General features: G+C 65.1%; 12 protein-coding genes. 8 read left to right on the plus strand and 4 right to left on the minus strand.

All coding sequences use genetic code 11. The annotated features are described in order from the left end of the window. Both ACO6D5_RS27035 and ACO6D5_RS27040 read left to right on the plus strand, forming a co-directional pair. Nucleotides 1–835 (plus strand): hypothetical protein (locus ACO6D5_RS27035; RefSeq protein WP_485827088.1); only part of this gene is annotated, 835 nt, incomplete at its 5' end. A 131-nt stretch (nt 836–966) separates the two neighbouring features. After that, nucleotides 967–1,158, plus strand: a complete 192-nt coding sequence (locus tag ACO6D5_RS27040; RefSeq protein ID WP_088588379.1) for a YjfB family protein — start codon at nt 967–969, stop codon at nt 1,156–1,158. Between the two features lie 107 nt (nt 1,159–1,265). Here ACO6D5_RS27040 and lpdA read toward each other — a convergent pair whose 3' ends face one another. The 3 genes from lpdA to aceE are packed head-to-tail and all read right to left on the minus strand — an operon-like array spanning nt 1,266 to nt 7,454. Next, complete coding sequence (lpdA, locus tag ACO6D5_RS27045; RefSeq protein ID WP_485827089.1) at nt 1,266–3,047, minus strand: dihydrolipoyl dehydrogenase; 1,782 nt, start codon at nt 3,045–3,047, stop codon at nt 1,266–1,268. A gap of 12 nt (nt 3,048–3,059) precedes the next feature. Next, nucleotides 3,060–4,733, minus strand: a complete 1,674-nt coding sequence (aceF, locus tag ACO6D5_RS27050; protein WP_485827090.1) for a dihydrolipoyllysine-residue acetyltransferase — start codon at nt 4,731–4,733, stop codon at nt 3,060–3,062. A 12-nt stretch (nt 4,734–4,745) separates the two neighbouring features. After that, nucleotides 4,746–7,454: a pyruvate dehydrogenase (acetyl-transferring), homodimeric type gene (gene aceE, locus ACO6D5_RS27055; RefSeq protein ID WP_315846860.1), complete on the minus strand. Its 2,709-nt coding sequence runs from the start codon at nt 7,452–7,454 to the stop codon at nt 4,746–4,748. A gap of 435 nt (nt 7,455–7,889) precedes the next feature. On the opposite strand from aceE, the gene ACO6D5_RS27060 reads away from it, so the two are divergent. The 4 genes from ACO6D5_RS27060 to ACO6D5_RS27075 all read left to right on the plus strand — a co-directional run bounded on the left by ACO6D5_RS27060 (nt 7,890) and on the right by ACO6D5_RS27075 (nt 13,415). Beyond that, complete coding sequence (locus ACO6D5_RS27060) at nt 7,890–9,644, plus strand: PAS domain-containing sensor histidine kinase (protein ID WP_006227407.1); 1,755 nt, start codon at nt 7,890–7,892, stop codon at nt 9,642–9,644. Further along, nucleotides 9,641–10,267, plus strand: a complete 627-nt coding sequence (locus ACO6D5_RS27065) for a response regulator transcription factor (protein ID WP_006219003.1) — start codon at nt 9,641–9,643, stop codon at nt 10,265–10,267. Before ACO6D5_RS27060 ends, ACO6D5_RS27065 begins: the two co-directional genes overlap by 4 nt. A gap of 55 nt (nt 10,268–10,322) precedes the next feature. After that, the gene (gene folD / locus ACO6D5_RS27070) at nt 10,323–11,174 is read left to right on the plus strand and encodes a bifunctional methylenetetrahydrofolate dehydrogenase/methenyltetrahydrofolate cyclohydrolase FolD (protein ID WP_485827091.1); all 852 of its coding nucleotides are present in this window, start codon (nt 10,323–10,325) and stop codon (nt 11,172–11,174) included. A 174-nt stretch (nt 11,175–11,348) separates the two neighbouring features. Then, nucleotides 11,349–13,415: a M3 family metallopeptidase gene (locus ACO6D5_RS27075; protein WP_485827092.1), complete on the plus strand. Its 2,067-nt coding sequence runs from the start codon at nt 11,349–11,351 to the stop codon at nt 13,413–13,415. Nucleotides 13,416–13,456: 41 nt separating this feature from the next. Here the strand turns inward: ACO6D5_RS27075 and ACO6D5_RS27080 are convergent, their stop codons facing one another. Next, nucleotides 13,457–14,197, minus strand: coding sequence for a class I SAM-dependent methyltransferase (locus ACO6D5_RS27080; RefSeq protein WP_485827093.1), 741 nt, complete (start codon nt 14,195–14,197; stop codon nt 13,457–13,459). 285 nt (nt 14,198–14,482) lie between these two features. On the opposite strand from ACO6D5_RS27080, the gene ACO6D5_RS27085 reads away from it, so the two are divergent. Together ACO6D5_RS27085 and ACO6D5_RS27090 are read left to right on the plus strand one after the other, a co-directional pair. Further along, a complete protein-coding gene (locus tag ACO6D5_RS27085) occupies nt 14,483–15,097 on the plus strand; it encodes an SCO family protein (RefSeq protein ID WP_088588383.1) in 615 nt (204 codons plus the stop codon). Between the two features lie 142 nt (nt 15,098–15,239). Continuing rightward, nucleotides 15,240–15,491, plus strand: a complete 252-nt coding sequence (locus ACO6D5_RS27090) for a GlsB/YeaQ/YmgE family stress response membrane protein (RefSeq protein WP_006227402.1) — start codon at nt 15,240–15,242, stop codon at nt 15,489–15,491. Nucleotides 15,492–15,546 lie beyond the last annotated feature (55 nt).

A 15,546-nucleotide genomic window follows, 5' to 3' on the forward strand; every position in this document is an offset into this window, starting at 1 on the left:
GCAGCACGACGGCACCCCGGATCCAAACCCTGAGGCGCCGGTGGATCCGCAGACGTTACGTCTGCGCGAAGAGAACCGCGCGTTGCGCGAATTGCTGGCCGCTCAAGTACAGGCGGCTCAGCCCTTGCCAGCGCCGGGCTGTCTACGCCGGATTGGCTGGTGGTTGATTTCCGCTCCGGGTGCCGCCCTGGTCGGCTGGCGCGCCCTGTTGGGCCGAGACGACGCTGCGCCGATGACAGGGCGACGCGTCGGATCAGCCACCCTGACCGTGCTCTACACCCTGGCGATCTATGGCGCGCTGGTGCTGCTGGTCGTATCGTGGAACGCGCCGAACAACGGGATCACTGGCGCCACGTCCGCCAGCCCGGTCCGCGTGCCGCTTTTGCCTTTGCCCCCTCGTGGGCCCGAAGACGCACCGTCCGACTGGGAGACCGACCCACCGGCAAAAGCCGATCCAGACGTGTCGTCCCCGGCAACACCCGGACTGGCTCCGGAAAGAGCACCCGTCCCGACGGCAGATCCCGAATCCGGGGCTGGGCCGCATGCGCCTGCCGCAAGCACCGCCGCGGCCCCCCGCCCCGAAGCGACCGCCCCGCGCCCGCATGTCTCGGCTGATCCTCCGCCGCCCGCCCGCGGGCCGCAGTCGACGCTGCGCATCACCGAAATCCCCGCTCAGAACCCCATGGCCTGGGTGGATGCGTTGAAGGGCGAACTGGCCCGTTGCGCCCAATTGGGATTTTTCGAACGGCCGGATTGCGCCTGGACGGCACGCAAGCAATTCTGCGAACCGAACCAAGGCTGGGGCATGGTCAAGGAATGCCCGAAGCAGCCCTAACCCAACGTTCAGGCTTGGCGCCGCTGGCCACAGGGCATGTGACAATCCTTTGCATCGAACTGGAAACGTGCGCAATAATGCGTAGACTTCGGGCCTGGCCCCATCTTCTTTCCGATTAGGACACCGCGACCATGGACTCCGTCAACAACACCGTCAATACCGCCTTGGCCCTGAAAGACGCAAACCTCGTTCAGGAAGTGCAGGCCCGTGTGCTGAAGAAAGCGTTGAACGCCCAAGCCGACACGATTGCGACGCTGATGCAGTCCGTTGCCCCGACGGCCATCGACAGTACGCTGGGTTCGCGCATCAACACCCACGCCTGATTTCCCGTTGCGCCGCCCTGGCGCAACCGATAAAAAAAGCGCCGGTCCCTAGAATAGGGCCGGCGCTTTTGCTTTTACGCGCGGACGGCAATGCCGCCGCGACGTCATTACTTCTTCTTCATCGGCGGCAAGTCGGTGCAGACGCCTTCGGCCACTTCGGCCGCCATGCCCACCGATTCACCCAGCGTGGGATGCGGGTGGATGGTCTTGGCGATGTCGACGACGTCCGCGCCCATTTCCACGGCCAGGGCCAGTTCGCTGATCAGGTCGCCAGCGTGGGTGCCCACGATGCTGCCGCCCAGGATGCGATGCGTTTCCGCGTCGAAAATCAGCTTGGTGAAGCCCTCGTCGCGGCCATTGGCGATGGCGCGGCCGGACGCCGCCCACGGGAACACGCCCTTCTCGATCTTGATGCCTTGCTTCTTGGCTTCGTCTTCGGTCAGGCCGACCCATGCCACTTCCGGATCGGTATAGGCCACCGACGGGATGACGCGCGCGTCGAAGAACGACTTCTGGCCGGCCGCGGCTTCCGCCGCCACGTGGCCTTCATGCACGGCCTTGTGCGCCAGCATCGGCTGACCGACGATGTCGCCAATGGCGTAGATGTGCGGCACGTTGGTGCGCATCTGGCGATCGACCTCGATGAATCCGCGGTCGGTCACGGCGATGCCGGCGCGGTCAGCGCCGATCTTCTTGCCGTTCGGGCTGCGGCCAACGGCTTGCAGCACCAGGTCGTAGCGTTGCGGCTCTTTGGGTGCGCCCTCGCCTTCGAAGGTGACGTAGATGCCGTCCTTCTTGGCTTCCGCACCCACGGTCTTGGTCTTCAACATGATGTTGTCGAAGCGGTAGGCGTTCTTCTTCTGCCATACCTTGACCAGGTCGCGGTCGGCGCCCTGCATCAGGCCGTCCAGCATTTCCACGACGTCCAGGCGGGCGCCCAGGGTCGAGTACACCGTGCCCATTTCCAGACCGATGATGCCGCCGCCGATGATCAGCATCTTCTTGGGCACTTCACGCAGCAGCAAGGCGCCGGTGGAGTCGACGACGCGGTCGTCGGCAGGCATGAACGGCAGCTTCACCGACTGGCTGCCGGCGGCGATGATGGCCTGCTTGAAGCGCAGCGTCTGGCTCTTGCCGTCGGCCGCCTTCACGGTCAGGTGGTTGGCATCGGCGAATTCGCCCACGCCGTGCACCACGGTGACCTTGCGCGCCTTCGCCATGCCGGCCAGACCGCCGGTCAGCTTGGCAACCACGCTGTCCTTGTAGCCGCGCAGCTTGTCCAGGTCGATCTTGGGTTCGCCGAAGCTGATGCCATGGGCAGCCAGCTCGCGGGCTTCATCGATGACCGCGGCGTTGTGCAGCAACGCCTTGGACGGAATGCAGCCCACGTTCAGGCAGACGCCGCCCAGCGTTTCGTAGCGTTCGACCAGCACCACGGACAGGCCGAGGTCGGCCGCGCGGAAGGCGGCGGAATAGCCGCCAGGACCCGCGCCCAACACCAGCATGTCGTATTCGCCGTCAGCCGAACCCTTGAAGGTGGCTGCGGCGGGTGCAGCGGCCTTAGCGGCCGGCGCCGGTGCGGCAGCGGCTTGCTTGGAGGCCTCGGCAGCCTTGGGCGCTTCCTTGGCGGGCGCCGCGGCGGATTCGCCGCCCGCTTCCACTTCCAGCACAACCGCGCCCTCAGCGACCTTGTCGCCGACCTTCACTGCGATGGACTTCACCACGCCGCCTTGCGACGCGGGGATCTCCATCGAGGCCTTGTCGGATTCGACGGTGATCAGGCTTTGTTCGGCCTTGATCGTGTCGCCCACGGCGACCAGCACTTCGATGACTTCCACTTCCTTGAAGTCGCCGATGTCCGGCACTTTGATTTGAACGGTATTGCTCATAGGGCTCCCCGTTTACAGCGCGATGCGGCGGAAGTCGGCCAGCAAGGCGCCCAGATAGGCGTTGAAGCGGGCAGCGGAGGCGCCGTCGATGACGCGGTGGTCGTACGACAGCGACAGCGGCACGATCAGGCGCGGCACGAACTGCTTGCCGTCCCAGACGGGCTTGTGCGACGAACGCGACACGCCCAGGATGGCCACTTCAGGCGCGTTGATGATCGGCGTGAACGAGGTGCCGCCGATGCCGCCCAAGGACGAGATCGAGAAGCAGCCGCCCTGCATTTCAGCGGGCGAGATCTTGCCGTCGCGGGCCTTCTTGGACAGCTCGGTCATTTCCTGCGCGATCTGCAGGATGCCCTTCTTGTCGGCATCGCGGATCACCGGCACCACCAGCCCGTTGGGCGTATCGGCAGCGAAACCGATGTGGTAGTACTGCTTGAGCACCAGGTTGTCGCCATCCAGCGAGGCGTTGAACTCGGGGAATTTCTTCAGGGCCGCAACCACGGCCTTGATCAGGAAGGCCAGCATCGTGACCTTCACGCCCGACTTCTCGTTTTCCTTGTTCAGCGTGACGCGCAGCGCCTCCAGGTCGGTGATGTCCGCTTCGTCGTTGTTGGTGACGTGCGGGATCATGACCCAGTTGCGATGCAGGTTCGCGCCGGAAATCTTCTTGATGCGCGACAACGGGCGGGCTTCGATCGGGCCGAACTTGGTGAAGTCGACCTTCGGCCACGGCAGCAGGCCAAGGGCGGCGCCATCGCCCGAACCGCTTGCGGCGGCAACCGGACCGGCGGCCAGCGCCTGCTTGACGAAACCGCGCACGTCTTCAGCGGTGATGCGTTCCTTCGGACCCGAACCCTTGACCTTGCTCAGGTTCACGCCCAGTTCGCGGGCGAACTTGCGCACCGACGGCGAAGCGTGCGGCAGTTGGCCGGGCTTGAGGTTGGGATCTTCCAGCGCGGCGGCGGGAGCCGGGCGCGACGCCGGCGCAGCAGCAGCCGGGGCCTCGGCCTTGGCTTCTGCCTTGGCCGCTGGGGCGGCAGCCGCAGCTTCGGTCTTGGCGGCCGGAGCCGCCGCGGCGGCAGCGCCTTCCACCACGACCACGACCGAGCCCTTGGCGACCTTGTCGCCGACCTTGACCTTCACTTCCTTGACCACGCCGCCTTGCGAGGCCGGGATCTCCATCGAGGCCTTGTCGGACTCGACGGTGATCAGGCTTTGCTCGGCCTTGATCGTGTCGCCGACCGCGACCATGACTTCGATGACTTCCACTTCCTTGAAGTCGCCGATGTCCGGCACTTCGATCTCGATCGGGCCGCTGGCGGCAGCAGGCGCGGCGGCTTCGGCACGGGCGGCCGGCGCGGCAGCAGCGGCTTGCTTCGGCGCTTCCTTGGCCTCGGCCTTGGGCGCTTCCTTGGCGTCCGCCTTGGGCGCCTCGGCAGCGGCGTCAGCCGCTTCCACTTCCAGCACGACCGCGCCTTCGGCGACCTTGTCGCCGACCTTCACGGTAATGGACTTCACCACGCCGCCTTGCGACGCGGGGATCTCCATCGAGGCCTTGTCGGATTCGACGGTGATCAGGCTTTGTTCGGCCTTGATCGTGTCGCCCACCGCCACCAGCACTTCAATGACTTCCACTTCCTTGAAGTCGCCGATGTCGGGAACCTTGATTTGCACGATGTTGCTCATGTCTCTTTACCCTCAGGCGTATTGCGGGTTGGCTTTGTTCGGATTGATGCCGTACTTCTTGATGGCTTCGGCCACCTTGGCAACCGGCACCTTGCCCTCGTCGGCCAACGCGCGCAGCGCGGCGACGACGACGAAGTGGCGGTCCACTTCGAAGTGCTCGCGCAGCTTCGAGCGGAAATCCGAGCGACCGAAACCATCGGTGCCCAGCACCTTGTATTCGCGGCCCTTGGGCACGAACGGACGGATCTGGTCGGCAAAGAGCTTCATGTAGTCGGTCGACGCGATGATCGGGCCTTCCGTCTTGGCCAGCTGTTCCGTGACGTAAGCCACTTGCGGCTTCTTCTCGTCGGGGTGCAGCATGTTGTGGCGTTCGGCGTCCAGGCCGTTGCGGCGCAGTTCGGTGAAGCTGGTGACGCTCCACAGATCCGAGGCCACGCCCCAGTCGGCTTCCAGCAGCTCTTGCGCAGCCATGACTTCGCGCAGGATCGTGCCCGAACCCATCAGTTGCACGCGGTTCTTGCCCTTGCCATGCGACTTCAGCTTGTACATGCCCTTGATGATGCCTTCCTCGTCGCCCTGGGTCAGACCGGGCTGCGGGTAGTTTTCGTTCATCACCGTCAGGTAGTAATAGACGTTTTCCTGGTCTTCCACCATGCGCTTCAAGCCATGCTGGATGATCACGGCCAACTCATGGCCGAACGTCGGGTCGTAGGACACGCAGTTCGGGATGGTGGACGCCAGGATGTGGCTGTGGCCGTCCTCGTGCTGCAGGCCTTCGCCGTTCAGCGTCGTGCGGCCGGCGGTGCCGCCCAGGAGGAAGCCGCGCGCCTGCATGTCGCCCGCTGCCCAAGCCAGGTCGCCGATGCGCTGGAACCCGAACATCGAGTAGTAGATGAAGAACGGGATCATGATGCGGTTGTTCGAGGAGTACGACGTGGCCGCCGCAATCCACGAGCTCATCGCGCCCGCTTCGTTGATGCCTTCCTGCAGGAGCTGGCCGTCGGCCGCTTCCTTGTAGTACATCACCTGGTCCTTATCGACCGGGGTGTACTTCTGGCCTTCCGGCGCGTAGATGCCGATCTGGCGGAACAGGCCTTCCATGCCGAACGTGCGCGATTCGTCGGCCAGGATCGGCACGACGCGCGGGCCCAGTTCCTTGTCGCGCAGCACCTGGTTCAGGATGCGCACAAAGGCTTGGGTGGTCGAGATCTCGCGGCCTTCGGCGGTGGGCTCGAGCACGGCCTTGAAGGCGTCCAGCGCGGGCGCCTTGAGTTGTTCGTCAGCCTTGGCGCGACGACGCGGCAGGTAGCCGCCCAGCTCGGCGCGGCGCTCGTGCAGGTACTTCATTTCCGGCGAGTCTTCAGCCGGCTTGAAATACGGCAGGTCCGCCAGTTGGTCATCGGGGATCGGAATGCCGAAACGGTCGCGGAATTCGCGGATCGATTCCAGTTCCAGCTTCTTTTGCTGGTGGGTCGGGTTCTTGGCCTGGCCCACGTGGCCCATGCCGTAGCCCTTGATGGTCTTGGCCAGGATGACGGTGGGTTGACCGGTGTGGCTGGTGGCGGCGTCGAACGCGGCGTACACCTTGTGGGGGTCGTGGCCGCCACGGTTCAGGCGCCAGATGTCCTCGTCGCTCATGCGCGACACGGCTTCCAGCAGCTTCGGGTGCTTGCCGAAGAAGTGTTCACGGACGAACTTGCCGTCGTTGGCCTTGTACGCCTGGTACTCGCCGTCGACGGTGTCTTCCATGATCTTGCGCAGGATGCCTTCCTTGTCGTGCGCCAGCAGCGGATCCCAGTAGCCGCCCCAGATCAGCTTGATCACGTTCCAGCCGGAACCGCGGAAGTCGCCTTCCAGTTCCTGGATGATCTTGCCGTTGCCGCGCACCGGACCGTCCAGGCGCTGCAGGTTGCAGTTCACCACGAAGATCAGGTTGTCGAGCTTTTCACGGGCCGCCAGGGCGATGGCGCCCAGCGATTCGGGTTCGTCCATTTCGCCGTCGCCGCAGAACACCCAGACCTTGCGGTTGCTGGTGTCGGCAATGCCGCGGGCATGCAGGTACTTCAGGAAGCGGGCCTGGTAAATAGCCATCAGCGGGCCCAGGCCCATCGACACCGTCGGGAACTGCCAGAAATCCGGCATCAGCTTCGGGTGCGGATAGGACGACAGGCCCTTGCCGTCCACTTCCTGGCGGAAGTGGTTCAGCTGCTCTTCGGTCAGGCGGCCTTCAAGATAGGCGCGGCCGTACATGCCGGGCGAGGTGTGGCCCTGGAAATAGACCAGGTCCCCGCCGTGGTTTTCGTCTTCGGCGTGCCAGAAATGGTTCTGGCCGCAGCCGATCATGGTGGCCAGCGAGGCGAACGACGCGATGTGGCCGCCCAGGTCGCCGCCGTCCGGCGGATTGTGCTTGTTGGCCTTCACGACCATGGCCATGGCGTTCCAGCGCACGTACGAACGGATGCGCGATTCCAGCTCCAGGTTGCCCGGATGCGCGGGCTCCAGGCCCGGGGGAATCGTGTTGACGTAAGCGGTATTCGGCGAGAACGGAATGTGGGCGCCGGAGCGACGGGCTTCGTCGATCAGGCGTTCCAGCAGGTAGTGCGCGCGCTGCGGCCCTTCGCGATCAAGGACTGCCGCCAGGGCTTCGAGCCACTCCTGGGTTTCAAGGGTGTCTTCGTCGTTGGCAGCCTGCGGGGCGCCAGCCTGGGCGAAAGAGGACATCGTGTGTCTCCTGTTGGGGTTCGTTCGTGACCACACCCGCTTATCTACTCGCGGACTCTGCATGGTAGCCGGGATCATCCGGGCTACCATGTCAGGCATGGGTCGGGGTGTTTTTCTAGAGACCTGCTTTGGGTCGGTTCCCTATCAGCCGGCATTCTAAGAAAGAAGATTAACCGCTCGCAAGGAAAATTTCATGTTGCGGTACGGCATTTCATAATGCGAAATGTTGACCACAAGCTGAACAGATCCTGACTGCAGGCCGATTTTCGCGCCCAGGCCGCACCAAGGCAAAATATGCCTGCTCAGGGCAGCAAAAGCGCGCAGCGCGCGCCTTGCAGGGGTAATTTTTATGTCTTACGCCAAAAGCCGGGGTTGATTCCCGGCAATTCCATGCCAACCCGCACTAAAATGCGCGGTCTATCTGGCCCGAATTCCATGTCCAGCGCGCCCAAGTCCAATATACCTACGCCGTTCCACGATCACGCCCGCACCCGCCGCCGCGGCGTGTACTGGGTCACGCCCGCAATGGTGCTGATCCTCTACATCTGTGTGATGGGGGTGTTCTTCTGGCTGCAACGCATCCATGACGATAGCGTCATGTTTGTCACGATCGACCAGGAAATGCGTCAGCAACGCCTGATCTGGGTGGTGCTGGCCCTTTCCTGCGTGATCGTCATCAGCCTGCTGATGCTGTGGCGCTATACCCGCTTCCGCTCCTCCGCCGAGGCCGCGCTGATCGCCGAAACGGGCTTTCGCCGCGCCATGGAGAACTCCATGTCCACCGGCATGCGCGTGCTGGACATGGAAGGCCGCATCGCCTACGTGAACCCGGCGTTCTGCCGCATGATCGGCTGGAACGAGGCCGACCTGATCGGCCGCAGCCCGCCCTTCCCCTACTGGGTGCCCGGCCGCCACGAACAGCACCAGCACACGCTGGACGTGCTGATGTCGGGCAAGACGCCCAGCAGCGGCCTGGAAGTCGAAGCGCAGCGCCGCGACGGTTCGCGCTTCACGGCTCGCATGTATGTGTCCCCGCTGCTGGACCCCAACGGCAACCAGATCGGCTGGATGACGTCCATGACGGACATCACCGAGCCCAAGCGCATCCGCGAAGCCCTGACCGCCGCGCACGAGCGCTTCATGACCGTGCTGGAAGGCCTGGACGACGCCATTTCGGTAACGGCCGACACCCACGACGGCCTGGAACTGCTGTTCGCCAACCGCACCTACCGCCGCGTGTTCGGCGCCCAGACGGGCGGCCACGACGAATTGCTGGCCGGCCGCCGCGGCCGCTTCACCGACGAATCGGTGGAGGTGTTCGCGCCGTCCGTGCAGCGCTGGTTCGAAGTGCACCACCGCATGCTGGCCTGGACCGACGGCCGCCGCGTGCGCATGCAGGTCGCGCGCGACATCACCGAGCGCCGCGGCCACGAAGAGGCGTCCCGCGTGCAGCAAGAGAAGATCCAGCTGACCAGCCGCCTGACGACGATGGGCGAAATGGCCTCGTCGCTGGCGCACGAACTGAACCAGCCGCTGACCGCCATTGCCAACTACAGCATGGGTGCCGTCGCGCTGGTCAAGGCCGGCCACACCAGCCCCAACATGCTGCTGCCGGCGCTTGAGAAGGCCGCCTCGCAGGCCGAGCGCGCGGGCAAGATCATCAGCCGCATCCGCGAATTCGTGAAGCGCAGCGAACCGCGCCGCCAGCGCGTGGCCATCGGCCGCATTGTCGACAATGCCATCGGGTTTGCCGAAATCGACGCCCGCAAGCGCCGCATCCGCATCGACAGCTTCGTGCCCTCGAACGCGCCGGACGTCCTGGCCGATCCGATCCTGATCGAGCAGGTGCTGCTGAACCTGCTGAAGAACGGGCTGGAAGCCATGGAAAAGAGCGAGTCCGACGAGCTCAAGGTAGCGGTCATCCTGCACGATCAGCACATCGAAGTCGCCGTGGTGGACCGTGGACATGGCCTGGCCGAGCCCGAGCGCCTGTTCGAACCTTTCTTCAGCACCAAATCCCAGGGCCTGGGCATGGGGCTGAATATCTGCCGTACCATTATCGAATCGCACCACGGCCGCCTGTGGGCGGACCCCAACCCCGCCGGCGGTACTATTTTCCGCTTTACCCTGCCCTGCGCTGCGTCCCAGACGCAGGCCCAGAATGATCAGTCCGAGGAGTTGCACGCATGAACACGCCCCACCTGTCGAGCACGGTATTCATTGTTGACGACGACGAAGCGGTCCGCGATTCGTTGCGCTGGCTGCTGGAAGCCAATGGCTACCGCGTTCGCGCCTATGCCAGCGGCGAATCCTTCCTGGAAGACTACGACGCCAGCCAGATCGGCGTGCTGATCGCCGACGTGCGGATGCCCGGCATGAGCGGCCTGGAACTCCAGGAACAACTGATCGCCCGCAACGCGCCGCTGCCCATCGTGTTCATCACCGGCCACGGCGACGTGCCCATGGCCGTGTCCACGATGAAGAAAGGCGCGGTCGACTTCCTGGAAAAGCCCTTCAACGAGTCCGACCTGCGCGAGATCGTGGCGCGCATGCTGGAACAGGCCACGCAACGCGTCAGCAAGCACCAGGCACAGAAGGATCACGAAGCCATGCTGGCGCGCCTGACCGCGCGCGAGCAGCAGGTGCTGGAGCGCATCGTCGCCGGCCGCTTGAACAAGCAGATCGCCGACGACCTGGGCATCAGCATCAAGACCGTCGAGGCGCACCGCGCCAACATTATGGAAAAACTGGAAGTGACTACCGTTGCTGATTTGATGAAAGTGGCTTTGGCCAAACCGGAGGCGCACGCATGAGTTGCCGGGCCGCCCCCAAGACGAATACAGCAGCGCGCAGCGCGAAGGCTGCCAAATGACCGCTAGGATTATCGATGGCGCAGCACTGTCGCTGCGCATTCGCGAAGAAGTTGCCCAGCGCGTCGCCGCCCTGGCCGCCAAGGGCGCCCGCCCCGGCCTGGCCGTGGTGCTGGTAGGCGCGGACCCCGCGTCCCAGGTGTACGTGCGCAACAAGGTTGCCGCCTGCGAGAAGGCCGGCCTGCATTCCGTCAAGGAACAGTACCCCGCCGAGATGACCGAGGCCGAGCTGCTGGCCCGCATCGCCGTCCTGAACCAGGACCCGACCATCCACGGCATCCTGGTGCAGTTGCCCCTGCCCAAGCACATGGATTCCCACAAGGTCATCGAAGCCATCGCGGCCGAGAAGGACGTGGACGGGTTCCATATCAGCAACGCCGGCCTGCTCATGACCGGCCAGCCGCTGTTCCGCCCCTGCACGCCCTACGGCGTGATGAAGATGCTGGAATCCGAAGGCGTGACGCTGCGCGGCGCTGAAGCCGTGATCGTCGGTGCCAGCAACATTGTCGGCAAGCCGATGGCCATGCTGCTGTTGCAAGCCGGCGCCACCATCACGATCTGCAATTCCAAGACGCGCGACCTGGCCGCCCAGACCCGCCGCGCCGACGTCCTCGTGGTCGCCACGGGCAAGCCCGGCATGATCGACGGCTCGATGATCAAGCCCGGCGCCGTGGTCATCGACGTGGGTATCAACCGCGGCGACGACGGCAAGCTTTGCGGCGACGTGGACTTCGCTTCCGCCCGCGAAGTGGCCGGCGCCATCACCCCCGTCCCCGGCGGCGTGGGCCCCATGACCATCGCCATGCTGCTGGTCAATACGGTTGAAGCCGCGGAACGGGCTGCCGCCTGATCCCCGGCGGGGCAGTCCGGGCGGATCCCGCCCGGATTCGCCCCTGCCGCCCCCTTGGGGCGCCCTTCCGCCCTTGCATTCCGGCGGATCGCCCCTACCTGATCCCTATGACCTCCGTCGGCGCCCGGGTGCATGCCCCGCGCGCCGCCCGCTATTGCTCACGCCGGTAACACCATGACCCAGAATCCCCTGCTCGCTCCCGTCTCCGACCTGGTCGACTATGCGGCCGTCAAGCCCGGGCATATCGTGCCCGCCATCGAGGAATTGCTGGGCATCGCCCGTCAGGCCGTCGACCATGCCGCCGACGCGGCCCTGGCGCCCACCTGGGAAGCCGTGGTGGAACCGCTGGATACCGCGTCCGAGCGCCTGTGGCGCGCCTGGTCGGTGGCGGGCCACTTGAACGCGGTCGTCAACACGCCGGAACTGCGCGAAGCCTATAACGCCGCCCTGCCGCTGATCACCGAATTCTCGACCTGGGTCGGCCTGCACGAAGGCCTGTACAAGCAGTACCAGCGCCTGGCCGCCGCCCCCGATTTTGCGTCGTGGTCGCCGGTGCGCCGCCGCATCGTCGAGATGGCGCTGCGCGACTTCCGCTTGAGCGGCGTCGAACTGCAGGGCGCCGACCGCGAGCGCTACGCCCAGATCTCCGACCGCGAAGCGCAAGCCTCGCAGAAGTTCTCGGAAAACGTGCTGGATTCCATCGACGCCTGGTCGCTCTTGGTCGAAGATGAAGCCCGTCTGGCCGGCATCCCGGCCGATGTCCTGTCCGCGGCCCGGGCGGCTGCCGAGGAAGACGGCAAGCCGGGCTGGAAGCTGACGCTGAAGATGCCGTGCTACCTGCCCGTCATGCAATACGCGCAAGACCGCTCGCTGCGTGAAGCGCTGTACCGCGGCTATGGCACCGTGGCGTCCGAACATGGCGACGGCAAGTTCGACAATTCCCCCCTTATCGAAGAACTGCTGTCGTTGCGCGCCGAGGAATCCGGCCTGCTGGGCCTGGGCACCTTCGCCGCGCTGCGCCTGCAGACCCGCATGGCCCGCGACGCCCGCGAAGTGACCGTCTTCCTGCGCGACCTGGCCGCCCGCGCCAAGCCCTATGCCCAGCGCGACCTGGCCGAACTGACCGCCTACGCCACGGGCGAGCTGGGCCTGGACGGGCTGCAACCCTGGGACGTGGCCTTCGCCTCGGAACGCCTGCGCGAGTCGCGCTACGCCTATTCCGAAGACGAGGTGAAGCAGTACTTCACCGAACCGCGCGTGCTGGCAGGCCTTTACGAAGTCATCGAAAAACTGTTCGACGTGCGCCTGACGGAAACGCCCGTGTCCACCTGGCACAGCGATGCCCGCGGCGTGCGCGTGGAAAGCCCCGCGGGCGATCTGATCGGTTACCTGTACCTGGATCTGTACGCGCGCTCCGGCAAGCAAAGCGGCGCCTGGGTCGACAGCGAGCGCACGCGCCGCGTCGTGGCCGGCCGCGTGCAGACGCCGGTCGTCTACCTGACCTGCAATTTCTCGCGACCCAACGGCGACCGCGCTGCCGTGCTGACGCATGACGACGTCATCACGCTCTTCCACGAAACGGGCCACGCGTTGCATGCGCTGCTGTCCGAAGTGGACGAACCGGGCGCTGCGGCGTTCGCCAGCGTGGAATGGGACGCCATCGAACTGCCCTCGCAATTCATGGAGAACTTCTGCTGGGAATGGGCGGTGGTGCAAAAGCTGTCGGCGCATGTGGACACGGGCGAGGCCCTGCCGCGCGCCCTGTACGACCGGCTGGTCGCTGCCCGCAACTACCAGAGCGGCATGCAGACCGTGCGCCAGATCGAGTTCGCCTTGTTCGACATGCTGATGCACGACCGCGCAAAAGGCGCCACGATCGCCGAAGTGCTGGCCTTGCTGCAGGAAGTGCGCCAGGAAGTGGCGGTGCTGTTCCCGCCGGCATGGCATCGCTTGCCCCACGCCTTTTCGCATCTGTTCGCGGGCGGCTATGGCGCGGGCTACTACAGCTACAAGTGGGCGGAAGTGCTGTCCGCCGACGCGTACGAAGCTTTCGAAGAAGCCGCCGCCAAACAGGCCGGCAACGCCCTGGGCACGCTGGACCCGGAAACCGGTGCACGCTTCCGCCGCGAAGTGCTGGCCGTGGGCGGCTCGCGTCCGGCCGCCGAATCGTTTGCGGCCTTCCGCGGCCGCGCGCCGCGTATCGACGCCCTGCTGCGCCACAGCGGCATGAGCGGCAACTAAGGCCTGCGCCTTCCGTTAGACGGCCCGCCGCGTGCGGGCCGTTATTCTTCGTCCGCCGGTTTGCGCGCCGATACGACCAGCCAACGCCCGTGCACCGACTGCGTTGACCCCGCCTGCTTCCAGAACTCGCGGATATCCTCGGTTTGCGCGCGCTTGATCCGCCGCCGGCAATACCACTGCGACGGCACGGCCAGCAAGTGTTCGATCATCCGCTTGGGCTTGACCTCGTCGACCTCGTGCAGCGTGATGTCCACGAAACCATAGTGCGACAGCAGTAGATGCAGCTGCGGAAAGCTCCACGGGAAGTACGTGATGTAGTCTGCGCCGCGTTGGCGGCCCACCATGGGCCGGAAGCCCGAATGGAACCCGCGTAGCAGGAACTGAAAACGCGAACGCAGGTTCCAGGTGTTCGGCGTGGTGAGGATCAGCGTGCCGCCGGGACGCAGCGCACGGCGCAGGCTTTGGATCAGCACGCCGGGATTGGTCAGCAGATGGATGGCCTCGCAGCAGACGGCCGCGTCGTACTCCCGGGCCAGCGTCAGCGGCGTTTCCAGGTCGTGCTCGGTCACGGAGCGGTAGCCTGCGCTTGCCGGCGGAAACTCCCACAGGCCCACCCCGTCCAGCACGACCTCCCGGCCGCTGGCGCCGGGCAGCGTGTCGCCCAGCCAGCCCAGCCCGCAAGGCGCGTCCAGCACCCGGTCGGCAACCCGGCTGCGCAGGATGTCGACCACCACCGGGTAATACGGATAGTACGGATAACGAAGGGCGGTGCCCACGGCCATGTCCACGTTCAAAGCTTCCCTGAAACACTGCACTGACAAGGCCCTGAATGTAGTGTGCCGGCAGGGTCCGGCGGGGCGAATTTGCCAGTTCTCCAACAATATTCAGACAAAGCTTCACAAGTCGGCCCGCCTCCCAAGCCCGCGCCGAAACTTTGCGCCAGGACAAGAAGCGTGCGCGCAGCATGGCGCCAGCGGCTTGGGGCGAACCGCCCTGCCCGGGGCTTGCGGGTAGAATCGACGGGTTTGCCGGGCTTTCCCCTTCCAACCCTTTCGGCCCCTGGACTTATGCGACACCTCATTACCGGCCGCGCCTGGCGTGGCTTGCTGCTGGCCTTGTGCGTATTGCTTGCCGCGTGCGGCGACCGGAATGTCGACTGGACGCTCTACAACGTCAAGGGCCACTTGCCCGACCTGAAATTCTCGTTGCCCGGCGCGGGCGGCAAGACGGTCAGCAGCGACGACCTAAAGGGCAAGACAGTGCTGCTGTTCTTCGGCTACGCCAGTTGCCCGGACATCTGCCCCACCACCATGGCGCAATTGACGGCCGTGCTGCAGAACCTGGGCGACAAGGCCCGCGACGTGCGCATCCTGTTCGTCAGCGTGGATCCGCACCGCGACACGCCCGACATCCTGCAGGCCTACGTCAATGCGTTCAACAACAACGCCATCGGCGTGACCGGTGACGAAAAACAGATCGCCGACCTGGCCCGCCGCTACCGCGTCGCCTACCAGATCGAAAAGCCCCGCCCCGGCGACGACGCCGACATGTACGAAGTGACGCACAGCCGCGGCGTGTACATTTTCGACAAAGAGGGCCGCGCGCGCCTGCTGGCCTCGGACACCGACAGCATAGAAGCCCTGACCAAAGACGTGCGCCAGCTGATCGACCTGACCTCCTGACCGCCCCTGCGGGCGGGCGACGACGATGCGCCGCAGCATGTTGCGGCCCTGCGCCACATACCAGTTGTTACAGCGGGGCAATTCGGAGCGTGGGTATCATCAGTGCACATCGCCCCTTTTCCCCCTAGTAAGGAGTACGCGCATGAGCTTCATCATCATGATCATCGTCGGGTTCATCGTGGGCCTGATCGCCCGGGCCATCATGCCCGGAGACCAGAACATGGGCATCATCATGACCACCATCCTGGGCATCGTGGGCGCCGTCGTCGCCGGATTCCTGGGCCAGACGATGGGCTGGTACGCGGAAGGCGAACCCGCTGGCTGGATCGCATCGGTCGTGGGCGCCATCATCGTGCTGTTCGTGGTTGGCATGATCGCCAAAAAGCGAACCTGACGTTGCGCTAGGCAAGCAACAAAAAAACGGGCCGATCGAAAGATCGGCCCGTTTT

Source organism: Achromobacter sp., assembly GCF_057314935.1.

What these genes read in the sequence shown, in the direction of transcription:
- ACO6D5_RS27090 (WP_006227402.1), top strand. Translation starts at nt 15,240, where the DNA reads ATGAGCTTCATCATCATGATCATCGTCGGGTTCATCGTGGGCCTGATC.
- ACO6D5_RS27065 (WP_006219003.1), top strand. Translation starts at nt 9,641, where the DNA reads ATGAACACGCCCCACCTGTCGAGCACGGTATTCATTGTTGACGACGAC.
- ACO6D5_RS27080 (WP_485827093.1), bottom strand. Translation starts at nt 14,197, where the DNA reads ATGGCCGTGGGCACCGCCCTTCGTTATCCGTACTATCCGTATTACCCG.
- aceF (WP_485827090.1), bottom strand. Translation starts at nt 4,733, where the DNA reads ATGAGCAACATCGTGCAAATCAAGGTTCCCGACATCGGCGACTTCAAG.
- aceE (WP_315846860.1), bottom strand. Translation starts at nt 7,454, where the DNA reads ATGTCCTCTTTCGCCCAGGCTGGCGCCCCGCAGGCTGCCAACGACGAA.
- folD (WP_485827091.1), top strand. Translation starts at nt 10,323, where the DNA reads ATGACCGCTAGGATTATCGATGGCGCAGCACTGTCGCTGCGCATTCGC.
- ACO6D5_RS27060 (WP_006227407.1), top strand. Translation starts at nt 7,890, where the DNA reads ATGTCCAGCGCGCCCAAGTCCAATATACCTACGCCGTTCCACGATCAC.
- lpdA (WP_485827089.1), bottom strand. Translation starts at nt 3,047, where the DNA reads ATGAGCAATACCGTTCAAATCAAAGTGCCGGACATCGGCGACTTCAAG.
- ACO6D5_RS27085 (WP_088588383.1), top strand. Translation starts at nt 14,483, where the DNA reads ATGCGACACCTCATTACCGGCCGCGCCTGGCGTGGCTTGCTGCTGGCC.
- ACO6D5_RS27040 (WP_088588379.1), top strand. Translation starts at nt 967, where the DNA reads ATGGACTCCGTCAACAACACCGTCAATACCGCCTTGGCCCTGAAAGAC.
- ACO6D5_RS27075 (WP_485827092.1), top strand. Translation starts at nt 11,349, where the DNA reads ATGACCCAGAATCCCCTGCTCGCTCCCGTCTCCGACCTGGTCGACTAT.